The sequence below is a fragment of the Roseateles sp. FW305-36 genome (assembly GCF_058787015.1).
On record NZ_JBYSZK010000005.1, the window covers coordinates 335,513 to 351,819 of the forward strand.

Here is a 16,307-nt window from a genome sequence, read left to right on the forward strand (position 1 = left end):
GCGATGAGAAGCAGAGGAAGGCGTGCCGGGCGGCTACTCGATGCGAGCCTCGCCCCAGGTCACGACAAGGGGGCCCGCGGTGTCGGCCCCGTGCTGGCGCGCGATCAGCTCGATCAGCTTCACGCCGCGCAGGTCGGCGCTGAGTTCACGCGCCGGTTGGTTGAACTTCAGGGGTGCGGTCGCCGCGAGCCGGCGGCCATCGCCCCAGACCTCGAAGCTGACCGCCGCGGTCTTGCCGCGCGTCGAATCGTCGACACCGACTCGTGCCATGAAGCGCTGCGAGCCGGGCGCCAGCTGCACCTGCAGGCGCGAGTCGGCCAGCACGCCGATGCCTTGGCGGAAGACCTGGCGCTGCACGCTCAAGGTCTGGTCATGGGGCGTCGAGTCGGCGCGCGGCCCGCCCCAGCCGGCATAGGCCGGGCGGGTGCCGCCGTTGTCGGTCGTGGCCCAGGAGGCCAGCGAGCGGTAGCCGATGGGGTCCTGCTCCAGCGCGTGGATGCCGTCGCGCGCCACGTAGACGCTGCCGGGCCGCTCTGACACGAAGTAGCCGCGCGGCAGCATGTGCTTGCCGGTGGCCGTGAACAGCAGGGCCTCGCGGGCTTGAAGCTCGAACTCGCGCTGGCCGGTGAAGTTGCCCGCATCGGCACGCAACCAGGCGTCGCGCAGCGCGATGGGCGAGGTGGCATCCATCTTCAGGTGCTCGGCCGTCAAGGTGAACTTGGCGGGCGCGCTGGTGCGGTTGAACAGCAGCACGGCCTTGCGTCCATCGGACAGGCTCTTGACGAGGATGTGGCGGTCGCTGTCCGCATAGGCGATGACGCCCTGGTGGCCGGCGGGGTCCTGGTTGATGGCGACGACTTCAGGCGCCTTCAGCACATCGATGAGGGCCGGCGAGACCTTGGACAGGTCGGTGCCTATCATCAGCGGCGCGGCTGCGATGGCCCACAGCCCCAGATGCGTGCGCGCTTCCAGCAGGTGGTTGCCGTCGAACTCGCCGTTGCCGATCTCCAGCATGTCGGGGTCGTTCCAGCGGCCCGGGCCGGCGTAGAACTCGCGCGTGGCCACGCTGTCGAAGTTGTGAACCATCTGCGAGAAGGTGTTCGCAATGTCGCGGCTGGTGCGCCACATCGTGCCGGCGTCCTGCCCCCAGCTGCGGACGTTGACCGTGCCCCACAGGCAGACCGACAGCACATAGTCGCCGGCCGGCCGGGTCTTGTGCAGGGCCTGCTTCAGGCCGACGTAGAGCTTGCGGGTGCCGTCGACGTCGGACTGGTTGACATTGCCTTCGACGATGGTGGGCTTGTATTCGCGGTACTGGCCCGAGGCCACATGCGGCCGGTCGCGGCCATAGGACGACAGGCCGCAGCCGTCCACCTTCAGGTAGTCGAAGTTCCAGTCGCCAAAGAAGAGCTTCACATCCTGCTCGACGAAGCCCATCAGCCCCACCTCGCGCTCGGCGGGCGTGCCCTCGGGCAGGTTGGGGCTGTCGGCGTCATAGGCCTGCGAGCAGGCATTGCGGCCGATGTCGGTATAGAGCCCTGCCTTCAGGCCCATGGCGTGGATCTTGTCCGTGAAGGGACGCAGCGATGAGTCCTTGCCCGTGGCCGCGCTGGGGAAGAGGCCGGTGCGCACCTGCAAACGGCCGTCCGTCGTGCGGCGCTTCAACCACCAGCCGTCGTCGACATTGATGCTGCGATAGCCCGCCTTGGCCAAGCCGGAGTCGACGATGACCTGGGCAGAGTCCAGCACCTTCTGCTCGGTGATGTCGACGCGGAAGGCGTTCCAGCTCGACCAGCCCATGGGCGGCGTGGGCGCCGAACCGACGGGCTGGTGCTGCCAGCGGCCCGTGGCTTCCAGCGATGGCTGGGCCTGGGCCGAGAACGCGACGAGCAGCGAAAGGGCAAGCAGTTTCATGCGGCGGACAGCAGGCGGCCGAAGGCGGTCGGCACGTGGAAGTCGGGCGTGGCGGTCTGGGTCGGACTCCACGCGGAATAGACACGGCCAGCGCCCTGCCCTTCGACGCGGAACAGGTTGAGGCGCCAGCCCTCTTCAGCCCCACGCATGGGCACGGCCAGCTCGGCCGTCCAGACCTTGTGCTCGGCATCGATGCTGACCCTGGCACGGCTCTCGCCATTGATTCGCTTCTTGCCCGAGGCCTCGACGGCGATCTCCAGCAGCAGCCCGTTGGGCGACACCTCGACCTCGCGATAGCTCTTCAGCCCCGCGCGCTCCGGCGCCTGCAGGAAGACCTCGACGACATCGCGTTCCCACAGCGGCCAGATGTCGGTGGCCGAAGCCGCGCGATCGAAGGTGCTCAGCGCCTCGTACTTGCAGATGAAGCGCAGATGGAGCCGGTCCGTGCCGCGCAGCATCTGCACGCGGGTGGACTGTGCGCCGGCCAGCGTCTTGCCCTGCCAGTCGTGGCGGAAGAAGGTCGCGGGTGCATCGGCCCATTGCGAGGCCAGCGGGAAACCATCGGCGCCAAGCTGTGTGAGCTTGCCGGCGAAGGCGACGGGCAGCGCATCTCCACCCACGGGGCGGGCTTCGACCAACAGGCTGTGCGCGAAGCGCAGCGGCAGCGTCGGCTTGTCGGCGCTGACCGTGCCCAGGGGCTGGCCGCTCAGCACGTCACGCAAGGTCCAGCGCCCTGCGCCCAAACCGCGCAAGGTGACCGGGCCGTCCCAGCGCTCGGCATAGAAAGCGTAGTGCAGCGCCCCGCCCTGCTCGACGACATGGGTCTCGGGCTTGTCGAAGCCGAGGTCATAGAGCTCGCCGCGATAGCGCCCTTCGGCCAGGCGCTGCTTGTTGTACAGGTCCACCCACTGGCGCCAATGCTGCTCGCGCTCCGGCGTCAGCAAAAAACTGTCCTTGGGCTTGGGATCGACCGGCCAGGTGAACTTGGTGGCCACGACGGCGCCGATGCCGACGCTGGAGGCGAAGTCCTGCCCGCCGGTGCTCAGCTCAACGTGGTCGCCCGCGTACGCCGCCCAGGGGCCCATCAGCGCCTTCAGCGTCTTGCCCTTGTGGCGCACCTGCCAGCTGGACGTCGGGTCCGAGGCCGGCGCCTGGTCCATGAAGGGCATGTTGTGGAAGGCATAGCCGGTGCCGCAGGGGCAGACCTCGACGACCGCCTCCGGGTTGGCCGCGTGGGCCGAGTCGTGCAGCACGCGGTAGTAGTCGGCCAGGTGCTCGACCGCGTCTTCCGGCTTGGCGTGCTTGTGCGCCGGGTTGAAGCAGGGCGCCACGCCGTTGAGATGCTGGCCGTCGACCTTGAGGCCGTCGAAGCCCCAGTCGCCGATGATCTTCTTCACCGTGGCTGCCAGGCGGGCCTGGGTCTTTTCGTAGGCCGGGCAGAGGTAGAAGCTGTTCCACCAGGTCACGTTCTGCACCGCGCCGTCCTTGTCCAGCAGCAGCAGGTCGGTGTGCTCGTGCAGCTCGTCGCTGCCGGGCGCGACGGCCAGCGGAGCGATCCACAGCCGCGCCTTCATGCCGCGGGCGTGGATGTCGGCGACCAAGGCCTTCATGTCCTCTTCGCCGCGAGGGAACTTGGCGCGGTCGGGCGTCCAGTCGCCGGTCTTGACCTGCCAGCCGTCGTCCAGCACCGCCCACTTGAAGCCCAGCTCCTGCACCTTGGGCAGGGTGGCGCGCACGTAGTCGAGCGAAAAGTCGCGCTCATAGCCCCAGGCGCACCACTGCGCCTCGTAGGCGCTCTGCGGCGGTTGTGGCGCGGCCAGGCCCTGGGCGGCCATCAGGCGGCGGTAGCGGTCCAGCGGCACGAAGAAGTCGCCGCGGTGGACGGCGATGAAACTGGGCGGCGTGGCCAGGGTCTGGCCGGGGGCCAGGCTCTGCGGCGTATCACCTCGAAGAGAAATGTCGACCTGGTCGCCCCTGGCCTTCACGGGCAGCGCGACGAGCTGCGGTTGAAGGGCCAGATGCCCGACGGCCAGGCCGACATCCCGCCGCCAGACATCGACGACGGGCGTGCCGCCGCCGTAGTCCGACGCATTCATGCCCATGAAGTTGCGCTGCTCGAAGCCGCGTTTGACGGGCTGCACCCAGTCGCGCCGGTCGGCATGGCTGGCGCCGGAGTAGGTCCAATAGCCGTTCGCGCCGCCCGCATGGCGCGGTGCGGCGGCCAGGCGGTGGGCGGCATTGATCCAGGCGTCGATGGCGAGGGGCTTGTCGCCGGTGTTGACGTAGGCGACGTCCAGCAGCGCAACGCCGGGGTGCTCGTCCAGCAGCGTGACGGTCACGCGCTTCTCGATGCCTTCGAGCGAACGACCGACCAGGCGCAGCAACTGCCCGGTGCCGAATGGCGTGGCAGTCTTGCCGGGCTCCGCACCTTGCAGCTCGAAGCGGGTCAAGGGCTTGCCGTTGACGACGACATGCTCGCTGGCGTCGAAGCCGGTCAGCTCGACCGGCTGCTTGCCCCACAGGCTGACGACGCGGCAGCGCATCTGCTCGTCGAACTGCAGCGACACCGCAGCGTCCTGCACGCGCACATGGCCGCGACCCTGGGCGTGCGCGAGCGGCAGCCGGGCCGCCAGCGGCGCCGCGCCCAGCCACTGTAGAAAAGCCCGGCGAGCTGTCATTGTTTGGCGCCCCAGGCCGTGGGGAAGCTGCGTTCGGCGTTCTTGCGATAGAGCTTTTCCACCACCCCCTTGGGCAGGGCCAGGCCCTTCACCGGCTTGTCGAGGTCGGCCACCTTGAAGCTGTCGGCGGTGTTGAAGTAGCGCCAGTGCATGCGCCACACGCCCTCGGCCTCCTTGCCCAGCGCGGCGCCGTCCTGGTCCGGCGTCTGCGACATGTCGCTGCCGTACATGACGCGGTCCTGGTATTTGATGAAGAAGCGGCGCACGCGCTCGCGGTCCTTCTGGCTCTGGTATTGCAGCTGGCCGATACGCGCGGCGACGTCGACTTTCGCCTGCGGGAAGCGATCGAGGAAGGCCGCCAGCTCGTCTACGTTGCGCTCGAGGGAGGCCAGGTGCACGCCGACGAAGCGCAGGCCGGGGTGGGCCGCCACCATGCGGTCGCGTGCGGCCATCTGGGCCTCCCAACTCGGCATCTCGGGGTGCAGGGCCATGTGGTACTGCGGGTGGGCCTTGAAGTATTCGCGGTCATTGTTGACCGTCATCTGGTCCAGCGGCAGCCAGCAGTTGTGCGGCTCGCCCTGGTGGCCGAGCAGCGGGATGCCCTGCTTCGCGAAGTCGTCGAACAGCGGGGCGAAGCGGGCGTCGTCGATCATCACGAGCTGGTCGTCCTTGCCGCGCAGGCTCATGCCGATGTTCTTCCACACCTTCACGCCCACGGCACCGGCCTGCATGGACGCAGCGATGCGCTGGCGCGTGGCGGGCAGCCACTCGGGCTTGTCGGACCCATCCACCGAGAAGCTCGCGGCCCAGGCCACGTCCTGCGGGAACTGGCGCTTCAGCTCGATGGCCACGCGCTGCTGGTCGTCGAGCGGCGGGAAGTCGGGGTAGTCGACATTGATCGTCAACACCTTGAACTTCTGACGCCGCGCGGCCTCCATGAAGGCCGGCGACGGGTTGTGCAGATGCAGGTGCACGTCAATCTTCGCGACACGGCCGTAGTCGGCCATCGTGTAGCTCGGCTCGGCGGCCATCGCGGGCAAAAAAGCCGCCCCGGCAAGCAGGGCGGCAACGGAGGAGACAAGAGATCGCATCAGTAATCCAAGTATTGCGGGCCGAGCGCCGGGCCGCTCCCTAGCCGGCCCGCGCTGGCGATGTGCTCGCGGCCCGACGCCGCGAGCATCGCCGTCCCCTCGGGGGACCGGCTGGGCCTGCCCGCGTTCAGCGGTGCAGGGCCGGACGAGGGGCCTTCGTTCTGCATCAGAACTTGATGCTGGCACCGAGGGTGAAGGCTCGGCCATAACGGTAATAGCCTTGCGGCAGCTTCACGCTGTCGTTGCCCAGCGTGTACTCCTGCGTCGCATCGGTCAGGTTGTTGCCTTCGATGCTGATACGCAGCCACTTGTTGACCTCATAAGCGATCTGGGCCGTTGCCCAGGTCACCGCCTTGGCGCGTTCGTTGAAGCCGGCACCCAGCACATTGGTGGCAGTGACGAAGGCGTCGGTGTGGTCGGCCGTGGCGCTCATGCTCCACGGGCCCTTCTCGTACAGCACGCCCACCGAAGACGTGGCCGGCGCGATGCCTTCCAGCGCGCGCTCCTCGCCGCCCACCCAGCTGCGCGACTTGTTGCGGGTGTACTGCGCACGCACGCCGAAGCCGTTGTCGAACAGATGCTGCAGGCCGATCTCGAAGCCGCGCGCCGTGGCCTTGTCGCCATTGATGGGGCGGCTGATGTTGAACAGGCGGCCGCCCGGTGCGCCGATGTTCTGGCCGGTCAGGTACTCGCTGGTGATCTGGTTCTTGATGTTCTTCTGGTAGACGGCAAAGTTCAGCGCCGAGTCCTTGGCGTAGTACCACTCCAGCGACACATCCGCCTGGCGGGCGCTGTAGGGCTTGAGGTCGGCATTGCCGCCGAACACCTGCGTGAAGTCGCCCCAGGAGATGCTCTGCGTCGTGCTCGTCGGTGCCAGCTTGTCCACCGACGGACGAGCCATGGTCTTGGCCGCACCCAGGCGCAGTTGCAGCTCGTTGGTGATCAGCCAGGTGAAGTTGACTGACGGCAAGGCAAAGTTGTAGGTCGACTCCTGCTGAATCACCGAAGGCGCCGCGTAGACGGCCGTGTAGTTGAAGGCGCCGTTCTCGATGATGTCGGTGATCTTGGCGTCCCAGGCCTGCGACGTCGTCTTGGTCTTCACGAAGCGCACACCGGCGTCCGCGTTCCAGCCGTCGCCCGACAGGTCAGCCTGCACGAAGGCGGTCGTCGTCTTCTCGGTCACGCGGTAGCTTTCCAGCGGATTCCACGCAGGCGCGGCCTTGCTGAAGTCGTAGACGCCACCGCCCGGGCGCGGCTTGCCGTCGTAGGCCTTGAGCGCCTGCACATAGTTGTTGATGTCGAAGCCCAGGAAGCTGCGCGGGAAGTTGCCGCTGACGCCGTCCATGAAACCCGACGGGCTCAGCGTCTGGTTGATGACGTTGCCGCCCAGCGCGCCGACGTTGATGGCATTGGCACCCGAGTATTGGCCATCGCCCGCATTGAAGGCGTTGTTGATGAGGTCGCGCGATTTCTTGCGGTTGGTCTGGCTGAGGCCGAACTTCAGCTGGTCGATGTAGAAGCGGTCCAGCTTCCATTCGAGGTTGCCGGTGGCGCCGTTGATCTTGTCGTCGATGTTGTCGCCGGCCAGGCTGAAGTAGTGGGTCTTGAAGTCCTTGGCCGTGAACAGGCCCTGGGCCAAGCCGGTCTGCAGGTCGCGGCCATCGTTGAAGGTGGTCTTCACGTCAGGCACGGCCGAGCCGGTCAGCTGGATGCGCGTGACGTTGGGCTGGTTCATGCGCAGCACGACATAGCTGTCCTGCCCGCCGGAGTGGCGCCTGGAGGTCGACTCGTAGATGTCACCCGTCGCCTTCAGCGTGGGCGAGAGCTTCCACTCGGCGTTGGCGCCGTACATCGCCGTGTCGACGACGCGGTACTCGGTCTTGTTCAGCAGTTCGGGGTTGAGCGCCATCTCCGGGTCGGGGTTGGCCAGCGTCAGGTCGGTCACCACGCCATTGGTGATCTTCATGTTGGACCAGCGGCCCGGCGCATACAGCGGGTAGAAGGACAGCTGGTAGCCCACCTGCGGCGAGTCCAGCCGCGTCTTGAAGCCGTCGACGACGACTTTGACGTCGCTGCTCGGCCGCCACTCCACCTTGCCCGACAGCGCCGTGCGCTTCTTCTTCTCCATGATGGTGCCGAAGCGGAACTGGCCCGGGCCGATCAGGCCTTCCTCGTTCAGGTCCAGCTGGCCGTTGCCATTGGGGTCGATGTTGCCGCCCCAGGTGTTGCCCCAGGGCCAGAAGGCCGACGGGTCGCTGGGCTTGGGGTTGCGGCTCCAGCCACCGTCGTTGCCGGCCGTGTCGGTGCGCACGTCCCGGTTCGCATAGACCACGCCCAACAGCACGCCCAGCGTGTCGCCGAAGGTGTTGCTGTAAGTGCCCGAAACCTTCTGACCGTTCAGGCTGCTCATCTGGTTGCGGTCGGCCTCCACGCGCAGCAGGCCGCGCTGGCCCTTCTGGTCGAAGGGGCTGGCGGAGCGCAGGTTCACGAGGCCACCGATGGCGCCTTCGATGAGGGAGGCCTGCGTGGACTTGATGACGTCGGCACCGCTGATGACGTCGGCGGGCAGCACGTCGTAGGCGAAATAGCGACCGGCGCTGTCGGTGCCCAGCAGGCGGTTGTTGAAGGTGGTGATCGTGTACTCGGGGCCCAGGCCGCGGATGCTGACCTTCTGGCCTTCGCCGCCGGCCGTGCGCGAGATCGACACACCGGTGATGTGGCTCAGCGAGTCGGCCACGTTGTTGTCGGGGAAGCGGCCCAGCTCGGTGGCGCTGATGCTGTCCTGCACGCCGGCGGCATTGCGCTTCAGGGCCAGGGACTTCTGCAGGCTGGCGCGGGTGCCGGTCACTTCCACGCGGTCCAGCTCGTTGACATCCTTGTCGGTCTTGGCGGCCTCCTGGGTGGCCTGTTGAGCAAGGGCCGGAGCAGCGGCACCGAAGGCGGCCAGGGCCACCAGGCCGGCCAGCGTCAACGGGTGCAGCGCGAAGCGGGGAAAGGCATGCGTCGGGGGTTGCAGGCGAGGACTCATCGAACAGTTCCTTTGATTTTGTGTGTCGGGGCTGCCGTCAGGGCAGCGCGATGTCATCTGCTGTGGATGCCGGGGCAGCTCTCCCCCGGTGCTTGTGCCGGCTCCTCGGATGCCCTCGAACCGGCTTGACGCAAGTCTACGAATTCTTTCGTTTGATTTCGTATATGGTTTTCACGGATGCCGAATACTTTCGATGAATGGTGCCACGAAAGCCTTCCACAGAGCTGACATGGAGAGAACGCCCTGAGCTATATCGCGATTCACCCCCGACCCGCGGGATTTGGCATACGAAAGGGCTTTCGCTGTTGTGTTTTCGTTTTCGTTCGTTTATTCTTTCGCTCGAAAGCCGCCAACCAGGCCTTCCGACCTCACGAAAGACTTCTTCCATGCAGAGCAACTGGCTCCTCTACACGCTGATCACGACAGGCCTCTGGGGCCTGTGGGGTGCCTTGACCGGCATCCCGTCCGAACACGGCTTTCCCGACACGCTGATCTACGTCGTGTGGGCCCTGACCATGATCCCGCCGGCCGTCATCGTGCTGGCCCGCGCCGGCTGGCGCATCGACCGCGACCGCCGCTCCGTCGTGCTTGGCCTGGCCGTGGGGCTGCTCGGCGCCGGCGGCCAGATGCTGCTGTTCCGCGCCGTGCAGTCCGGCCCGGCCTATCTGATCTTTCCCATCGTGTCGCTGTCGCCGGCGCTGACCATCGCCCTGTCCTTCGGCCTGCTGGGCGAACGCACCGGCAAGCTGGGCGTGGCGGGCATCGTCCTCGCGCTGTGCTCCCTGCCGCTGTTCGATTTGCAGTTGGGTCAGCGCGGTCAGGGCATGGGCCTGTGGTTCGTGCTGGCCCTGCTGGTGCTGGTGGCCTGGGGCCTGCAGGCCTACTTCATCAAGCTGGCAAATGCGGGCAGCAGCGCCGAAAGCATCTTCTTCTACATGGCCCTCGGCGCCATCGCCTGCGCACCGGTGGCGCTGTGGATGACGGACTTCTCCCAGCCCATCAATTGGGGCTGGAGCGGCCCGGGCCTCTCCGCCCTCATCCAGGTGCTGAACGCCATCGGCGCCCTGACCCTGGTCTACGCCTTCCGCTACGGCAAGGCCCTGGTCGTCTCGCCCCTGGTCAATGCTGGCGCGCCGCTGCTGACGGCCGTCATCTCCATGGCCCTCAGCGGCGCCGCGCCCAGCGGTTCCAAGCTGGCCGGCGTCGGCCTGGCTCTGCTGGCCGCCCTGCTGCTGGCCCTGCAACCCGAAACCCCTTCTTCCCCGCAACCCGTTCAAGGAGACGCCGCATGAAGCTCATGCTCGACCTCGTGCGCCGCCACAAGCAAACCAGCGCCGGCCCTGCCGTCGGCATCCCGTCCGTCTGCTCGGCCCACCCCGTCGTCATCGCCGCCACGCTGCGCGAATGCGCCGCCCAGGGCCGCCCCGCCCTCATCGAAGCCACGTCCAACCAGGTCAACCAGGACGGCGGCTACACCGGCATGACGCCCGCCGACTTCCGCCGCTATGTGCAGGAGCTGGCGGCTGCCGAAGGCCTGGCCCCCGAGCTGCTGCTGCTCGGCGGCGACCACCTCGGGCCCAACGCCTGGCGCAAGCTGCCGGCCGATGCGGCCATGGCCAAGGCCGAAGTGATGGTGTCGCAGTACGTGGCCGCGGGCTTTCGCAAGATCCATCTCGACTGCTCGATGTCCTGCGCCGGCGACCCCGTGCCGCTGCCCGAGCCAGAGATCGCCGCCCGCGCCGTGCGGCTGTGCCGCGCCGCCGAGATGGCCTGGCTGCAGGCCCCCGAGCGCAGCGAGCCGCCCGTCTACGTCATCGGCACCGAAGTGCCCGTGCCCGGTGGCGCGCACGAGGACCTGGGCGAACTGGCCGTCACCTCGCCCGACGCCGCCGCGTCCACGCTGGAGCTGCACCGCGTCGCCTTCCAGCGCGCCGGCCTCGAGGCTGCCTGGGAACGCGTCATCGCCATGGTCGTGCAACCCGGCGTCGAGTTCGACCACCACAAGGTCATCGACTACCGCCCCGAGAAGGCCCGTGATCTGAGCGCCTTCATCGAGAGCCAGCCCGGCCTGGTCTTCGAAGCCCATTCGACCGACTACCAGACCCCCGAGCGCCTGGCCCAGCTGGCCCGCGACCACTTCGCCATCCTCAAGGTCGGCCCCGGCGTGACCTTCGCGCTGCGCGAGACCCTGTGGGCCCTGGCCGCCGTCGAGCGCGAATGGGTGGGTGAAGGTGAAGGTCTGGTCAGCACCGTGCTCGACGTGATGCGCGCCGAGCCCGAGCACTGGCGCGGCTACTACCAGGACCCCAAGCGCCTGGACGTCGACCTCGCCTACAGCTTGAGCGACCGCATCCGCTACTACTGGGCCCATCCCGCCGTGCGCGAGGCCTGCCGGACCATGCTGGCCCGCCTCGACGCCGCACCGCCGCCGCTGACCCTGCTCAGCCAGTACCTGCCCCGCCAGTACGAGGCCGTGCGCGACGGCCGCATCTCCACACGCACGGACGCCCTGCTGCGCGACGGCACCGTCCAAGCCCTGCGCCCCTATCTGACCGCCTGCGCATCCTGAACATGACCCTGCTCCACCTCGACCCCACCGACCTCGATCACCGCGGCGCCACGCACACGGCACGCGAGATCGCCCACCAGCCGGCCGTCTGGCAGACCGTCCACGCCCAGCTGCAGGCCGAGCGCCCCAGGCTGGACGCCTTCCTGGACCCGCTGCTCGCCCTGCCCGATCTGCGCATCGTGCTGACCGGCGCCGGCTCCTCCTCCTTCATCGGCCAGTGCCTGGCGCCTGCCCTGTTGCGCAGCTTCAGCCAGCGCCCCGGCATCCGCGTCGAGGCCCTGGCGACGACCGACATCGTCTCCAGCCCCGAGCAATGCCTGCAGCCCGAGGTGCCGACCCTGCTCGTCTCCTTCGCCCGCTCCGGCAACAGCCCCGAAAGCCTGGCCGCCGTCGAGCTGGCCGACCGCTTCGTCAAGCACTGCCACCACCTCGTCATCACCTGCGCCGCCGACGGCACGCTGAACCGCCGCATGGCCGACCAGGCCAATGCCGCGGTGCTGCTGCTGCCCGACGAAACCAACGACCGCGCGTTCGCGATGACATCCAGTTTCAGCGGCATGCTGCTGGCCGCCGTCTGGGCCTTCGGCCTCGCCCTGCCGCCGGTGACAGCGTTGGCCCAGGCCGCGCAGACGCTGGCAGAAAACGAGACCGACCGTCTCTATGCGCTGGCCGAACAGCAGTTCGAACGCGTCGTCTTCCTCGGCAGCAACACCCTGCTCGGCCTGGCCCGCGAGGCCGCGCTGAAGATGCTGGAGCTGACCGACGGCAAGCTCGTCGCCCTGGCCGACTCGACCCTGGGCTTCCGCCACGGTCCCAAGACCATCCTCAACGAGAAGACGCTCGTCGTCATCATCCTGTCCAACGACCCCTACACCCGCCAGTACGACCTCGACTTGCTGCGCGAGCTGCGCCGCCAGGGCCCGGCCCGCGTGCTGGCCCTGCGAACCTTCACATTGAATGGCGCCGAGGCCCCGCATGCAGACGACGTGCGCCTGGCTCTGCCCGCCGCCGCGCCCGACCTGGCCCTGGCGCCCGTGGCCCTGGTCTTCGCGCAGTGCCTGGCCCTGCTCGCCTCCCTGCAGCTCGGCATCACGCCGGACAACCCCAGCGCCTCGGGCACCGTGACCCGCGTCGTCAGCGGTGTCACCATCCATCCTGTGACCCAATCGCAGCAGCAATCCTGATGAGCGCCTTTTTCCTCGGCATCGACGGCGGTGGCACCAAGACCGCCTTCGTCCTCATCGACGAAAGCGGCCGCCTGCTCGCCCGCCACGAGTCGACGACGAGCTACTACATCGAGATCGGCTTCGACACTCTGCGCGCCCTGCTGCGCGACGGCGTCAACGCCGCGTTGCGCCTGGCCGGCGTGCCCGCCAGCGACATCGCCCACACCTTTGCCGGCCTGCCTGCCCATGGCGAGGACAGCGAGCTGTTCACCACCTTCGACGGTCTGCTGACCGACATCGTGCCGCGCAGCACCATCGGCAACGACATGGTCTGCAGCTGGGCCGGCTCGCTGGCCGGCGCCGACGGCATCAGCCTGGTCGCCGGCACCGGCTCCATCGCCTATGGCGAATGGATGGGCCGCGGCGCGCGTTGCGGCGGCTGGGGCGAAGTCTTCGGCGACGAAGGCTCGGCCCACTGGCTGGCCCGCGAAGTGCTGGCCTTGTTCTCGCGCATGGCCGACTGCCGCGCCGAACCCGGCCCCCTGCTCGGCCTGGTGCGCGAGCATTTCGAGCTGAAGCACGACCTCGACCTCTGCGGCGAGATCAACGGCAGCGCCGCCCGCAGCGAGCTGGCCCAGATCGCCCGCCTGGCCACGGCCGCCGCTCAGGCCGGCGACGTGCAGGCCCGCCAGCTGCTGGTGAGCGCCGGCGACGAGCTTGCCGCCCTGGCCGCCGGCGTGGCGCGCAACCTGGGCCTCGCCGGCATCCAGGCGGTGCCCGTGTCGTACTCGGGTGGCGTGTTCGCGTCTGGCGACCTCGTGCTGGGCCCGCTGCAGGCGGCCCTGGCTCGCCGCCTGCCGGGCGCCACGCTGAAGACGCCGCGCTTCGGACCCGAACTGGGCGCGGCGCTGTACGCCGCGCGTCTGGGCGGCCGGCCGCTGTCGCCGGCGGCGCTGGCGAAACTCGAAAGCTAGGCAGGTCGATATCATTCGAAAGCCGCTCATCGACTTTCGTCCCCGCATGTCCGCCACTGCACCTTCGCCCGCGAAAACCGAAAGCCCGCTGCTCATTGACGAGCGGCGCCGCCTGATCCGCGAGCTGGTGCAGACGCAAGGCCGCGTCACGGTGGACGAACTGGCCGAGCGCTTCGGCACCTCGGTCGTCACCATACGCAGCGACCTGAACGCCCTGGCCTCCACCGGCGCCGTGCTGCGCACGCATGGCGGCGCGCTCGCCCAGCGTGACACCGAGGAAGTGCCCATCGGCGTCAAGCAGAAGCTGCGCCACGAGCAGAAGGCCCGCATCGCCGCCGAGGCCGTGAAGCTCATCAAGGACGGCGAGACCATCCTGCTCGACTCGGGTTCCACCACCGAAGAGATCGCCAAGCAGATCCGCGGCCTGCGCCTGACGTCGCTGAACGTCATCACCAATGCGCTCAATATCGCCGCCCTGCTGGCGACGGTGCCTCACATCAACCTCATCATGCCGGGCGGCCAATTGCGGCCCAATTCCTTCTCCCTGTCCGGCCCCCAGGCCGTGGCCGCGCTGCAGGGTCTGTATGCCGACCGCTTGTTCCTGGGTGTCGACAGCCTGGACCCGGACATCGGCCTGATGACGCCCCATCTGCTGGAAGCGCAGCTCAACGCCCAGATGATGAAGATCAGCCGCCAGGTCGTCGCCGTGGCGGACGCGTCCAAGCTGATGAAACGCAACCTGTCGGTCATTGCGCCGGTGGAGCAGCTGGATGTGCTGATCACCGACAGCGGCGCGGATCAGGCCATCGTGGATCAGTTGCGGGGGCGGGGGATTGAGGTGGTGTTGGCTTAGGCTTCGCTCCTATGCGTCGCGCGAAATCCCCATCGCTTGTCCTTGCCACCCTGGCGTTCGCTCTGTCGTTCTCGTCGAGCGCTGGGGCTGAAGACCTCGAATCCAACTTCAAGGAAGCGACGGCAAAACTCCAGCCCTACCTCGTCCTGACCGAGCGCACGGCAGCAAACGCGAAAACGGAAGTCGGCAGGGCACAGATTGCTGGCGCGCTGGCAATGCTGAAACAGGTCACGGCTGCGCGCCCTGATCACTGGCCGTCTTTCTGGTTCATGGGGAAAGCGCATCAAGCGCTCAGAGAGCATCCCGCCGCGTACGCAGCATTCAAGCAATCCTTCGCGCTGAAGCCGCTCCACCCGGATGTCGCCAGAGAATTTGTCATCGAGGCCATTTGCGTCAATGCCACGTCGGAAGCTGTCGCTGCGGCGCGAGGGGTAGCGACGTCCAATGCCTCGAACGCGGGCCTGCGGGCAAACCTTGGCCTTGCTCTGCTGGCGAACGGGCAACTGGCGGAGGCCCATGGCGTCACCAAGGAGGCCCTCGCGTTGGATCCGAATGACCGGATCACCAAGAGCCTTCTGGTGGAAATCGAGGAAGTACAGCGAGGACGTCCGCCGTCCCAATATTGCCCGCCATAGCCCGCGCGAGACCGCATGCAAATATCAGCGCAGCCTGTTACCACCTCCTTCGCCAGCCAAGGCGAGTCCGACATCACGGAAGTCCTGCTAGGACGTTCGGGCCTGCGCGTGCTGGTTGAAAGCGGCAAGGATGAGAGACGCAGCATCGAGTTTCACTTCGAGGTTCCCCGCGGTTTTCGCTACCTCGATGAAGGCGACCTCTTGGCCTACTGGCAAAGCAAGGCGTTCGCCGGCGGCCACCATCTCTTCGAAATCGTGGCCGGCGGCTGGCTTGATCAGGAACGCCAGCACCCGGGCATGTTGAGCACGACGGATGCTGTCGGCACCTTCAGGGAATGGTTCATCTGCACCTCCAATGGCTGCATGAATGTCCTGTCGGTCAGTGAGCCACTGATCAGGAGCTTCAGCGATCTTTGACGAGTGCGAACTGGCTCGGCGTCAATCCAAGTCTTTCAATCGCCCAGCCAAGTAATCCAGAAAACACCGAATCCTCAACGCCAACTCCGTGTTCCGGTAGTACACCGCGTTGACCGGCTGCCTCACCTCCACGGTGTCCTTGGCGAGGATCTGCACGAGATCGCCGCGCTTGCGGTCCTCGGCGGTCATGAAGTCCGCCAGGCAGGCGATGCCCGCGCCGACCAGCGCCAACTGCCTCACCGTCTCGCCGCTGGAGGCGCGCATGGACGGCGTGATCTCGTAGCGCTCGCCTGCCACGCTGCGTAGCGGCCAGTGATTCAAGCTGTCGGGCTGCGTGAACCCGATGCAGCTGTGCCCACCCAACCCCGCCACGCTGCGCGGTCTGCCAACCCGCTCCAGATAGGCCGGGCTGGCCAGCACACGCAGCCGGTGGCTGCCCAACGGCCGGGCGTGCAGCGTCGAGTCGCGCAGCGTGCCGATGCGGATGGCCACGTCGGTGCGCTGCTCGATGAGGTCGATGATGTCCTCGTTGCTGTTCAGCTCCAGCTCGATGTCGGGGAACTGGCGGCGGAAGTCATCGACCAGGGGCACGATGACGTGCAGCATGAAGGGCGAAGCCGCGTTGACGCGCAGCCGGCCGGCGGGCTTCTGGCGGCAGACGGCCATCTGCTCCTCGGCCGCCTCCACCGACGCGAGGATGCTGCGCGCGCTGGCCAGGAAGAGATGCCCCTCGGGCGTCAGCTCCAGCCGGCGCGTGGTGCGCGTCAGCAGCGTGGTGCCGAGCTTCTCTTCCAAGCGGCTCAAAGACCGGCTGACGCCCGACACCGTTTGCCCCAGCTGCTCGGCAGCCGCGGTGATGGAGCCGCTGTCGATGACGGCAGTGAAGGCGAGGAGTTCGTCGAGGCTGGTTTTCATGACTCTTGATTCCAAGTCAAGAATATTCTGCGCCAATGCTAGTTTTTCGGCATGAATGAAATCCACA

General features: G+C 67.5%; 12 protein-coding genes. 7 read left to right on the plus strand and 5 right to left on the minus strand.

The features are described 5' to 3' along the window. Positions 1-33 precede the first annotated feature (33 nt). From AC3WOE_RS12190 to AC3WOE_RS12205, 4 genes are all read right to left on the minus strand, one after another. Positions 34-1,914, minus strand: a complete 1,881-nt coding sequence (locus tag AC3WOE_RS12190) for an NPCBM/NEW2 domain-containing protein (RefSeq protein ID WP_492690737.1) — start codon at positions 1,912-1,914, stop codon at positions 34-36. Next, a complete protein-coding gene (locus AC3WOE_RS12195; protein ID WP_492690738.1) occupies positions 1,911-4,592 on the minus strand; it encodes an alpha-galactosidase in 2,682 nt (893 codons plus the stop codon). Before AC3WOE_RS12195 ends, AC3WOE_RS12190 begins: the two co-directional genes overlap by 4 nt. After that, the gene (locus AC3WOE_RS12200; protein WP_492690740.1) at positions 4,589-5,683 is read right to left on the minus strand and encodes an amidohydrolase family protein; all 1,095 of its coding nucleotides are present in this window, start codon (positions 5,681-5,683) and stop codon (positions 4,589-4,591) included. The genes AC3WOE_RS12195 and AC3WOE_RS12200 overlap by 4 nt, the downstream gene beginning before the upstream one ends. 166 nt (positions 5,684-5,849) lie before the next feature. Next, positions 5,850-8,711 (minus strand): TonB-dependent receptor, encoded by a 2,862-nt coding sequence (locus AC3WOE_RS12205; RefSeq protein WP_492690741.1) that lies wholly within the window; start codon positions 8,709-8,711, stop codon positions 5,850-5,852. A gap of 386 nt (positions 8,712-9,097) precedes the next feature. On the opposite strand from AC3WOE_RS12205, the gene AC3WOE_RS12210 reads away from it, so the two are divergent. Genes AC3WOE_RS12210 through AC3WOE_RS12240 form a run of 7 tightly spaced genes read left to right on the plus strand, consistent with a single transcriptional unit; the run spans position 9,098 to position 15,325 of the window. Next, positions 9,098-10,003, plus strand: coding sequence for an EamA family transporter (locus AC3WOE_RS12210; protein WP_492690743.1), 906 nt, complete (start codon positions 9,098-9,100; stop codon positions 10,001-10,003). Then, entirely contained in the window at positions 10,000-11,280 is a 1,281-nt protein-coding gene (locus tag AC3WOE_RS12215; protein WP_492690745.1) for a D-tagatose-bisphosphate aldolase, class II, non-catalytic subunit, read from the plus strand. Before AC3WOE_RS12210 ends, AC3WOE_RS12215 begins: the two co-directional genes overlap by 4 nt. A gap of 2 nt (positions 11,281-11,282) precedes the next feature. Further along, entirely contained in the window at positions 11,283-12,464 is a 1,182-nt protein-coding gene (locus AC3WOE_RS12220; RefSeq protein WP_492690747.1) for an SIS domain-containing protein, read from the plus strand. Further along, on the plus strand, positions 12,464-13,420 hold the full coding sequence (locus tag AC3WOE_RS12225) for a BadF/BadG/BcrA/BcrD ATPase family protein (RefSeq protein WP_492690749.1): 957 nt from the start codon (positions 12,464-12,466) through the stop codon (positions 13,418-13,420). The genes AC3WOE_RS12220 and AC3WOE_RS12225 overlap by 1 nt, the downstream gene beginning before the upstream one ends. Before the next feature lie 46 nt (positions 13,421-13,466). Further along, positions 13,467-14,273: a DeoR/GlpR family DNA-binding transcription regulator gene (locus tag AC3WOE_RS12230; protein WP_492690750.1), complete on the plus strand. Its 807-nt coding sequence runs from the start codon at positions 13,467-13,469 to the stop codon at positions 14,271-14,273. Positions 14,274-14,284: 11 nt separating this feature from the next. Beyond that, positions 14,285-14,908 carry a tetratricopeptide repeat protein gene (locus AC3WOE_RS12235; RefSeq protein WP_492690751.1) on the plus strand — a complete coding sequence of 208 codons (624 nt, stop codon included), beginning with the start codon at positions 14,285-14,287 and terminating at the stop codon, positions 14,906-14,908. Positions 14,909-14,923: 15 nt separating this feature from the next. Continuing rightward, entirely contained in the window at positions 14,924-15,325 is a 402-nt protein-coding gene (locus AC3WOE_RS12240) for a hypothetical protein (RefSeq protein WP_492690753.1), read from the plus strand. Between the two features lie 21 nt (positions 15,326-15,346). Here AC3WOE_RS12240 and AC3WOE_RS12245 read toward each other — a convergent pair whose 3' ends face one another. Next, a complete protein-coding gene (locus tag AC3WOE_RS12245; RefSeq protein ID WP_492690755.1) occupies positions 15,347-16,240 on the minus strand; it encodes a LysR substrate-binding domain-containing protein in 894 nt (297 codons plus the stop codon). Positions 16,241-16,307: the final 67 nt, after the last annotated feature.

Bases quoted from the DNA above. Each gene is read 5' to 3' on its own strand.
- AC3WOE_RS12200 (WP_492690740.1), bottom strand. From the start codon at position 5,683: ATGCGATCTCTTGTCTCCTCCGTTGCCGCCCTGCTTGCCGGGGCGGCT.
- AC3WOE_RS12205 (WP_492690741.1), bottom strand. From the start codon at position 8,711: ATGAGTCCTCGCCTGCAACCCCCGACGCATGCCTTTCCCCGCTTCGCG.
- AC3WOE_RS12215 (WP_492690745.1), top strand. From the start codon at position 10,000: ATGAAGCTCATGCTCGACCTCGTGCGCCGCCACAAGCAAACCAGCGCC.
- AC3WOE_RS12195 (WP_492690738.1), bottom strand. From the start codon at position 4,592: ATGACAGCTCGCCGGGCTTTTCTACAGTGGCTGGGCGCGGCGCCGCTG.
- AC3WOE_RS12190 (WP_492690737.1), bottom strand. From the start codon at position 1,914: ATGAAACTGCTTGCCCTTTCGCTGCTCGTCGCGTTCTCGGCCCAGGCC.
- AC3WOE_RS12210 (WP_492690743.1), top strand. From the start codon at position 9,098: ATGCAGAGCAACTGGCTCCTCTACACGCTGATCACGACAGGCCTCTGG.
- AC3WOE_RS12225 (WP_492690749.1), top strand. From the start codon at position 12,464: ATGAGCGCCTTTTTCCTCGGCATCGACGGCGGTGGCACCAAGACCGCC.
- AC3WOE_RS12235 (WP_492690751.1), top strand. From the start codon at position 14,285: ATGCGTCGCGCGAAATCCCCATCGCTTGTCCTTGCCACCCTGGCGTTC.
- AC3WOE_RS12230 (WP_492690750.1), top strand. From the start codon at position 13,467: ATGTCCGCCACTGCACCTTCGCCCGCGAAAACCGAAAGCCCGCTGCTC.
- AC3WOE_RS12245 (WP_492690755.1), bottom strand. From the start codon at position 16,240: ATGAAAACCAGCCTCGACGAACTCCTCGCCTTCACTGCCGTCATCGAC.
- AC3WOE_RS12220 (WP_492690747.1), top strand. From the start codon at position 11,283: ATGACCCTGCTCCACCTCGACCCCACCGACCTCGATCACCGCGGCGCC.
- AC3WOE_RS12240 (WP_492690753.1), top strand. From the start codon at position 14,924: ATGCAAATATCAGCGCAGCCTGTTACCACCTCCTTCGCCAGCCAAGGC.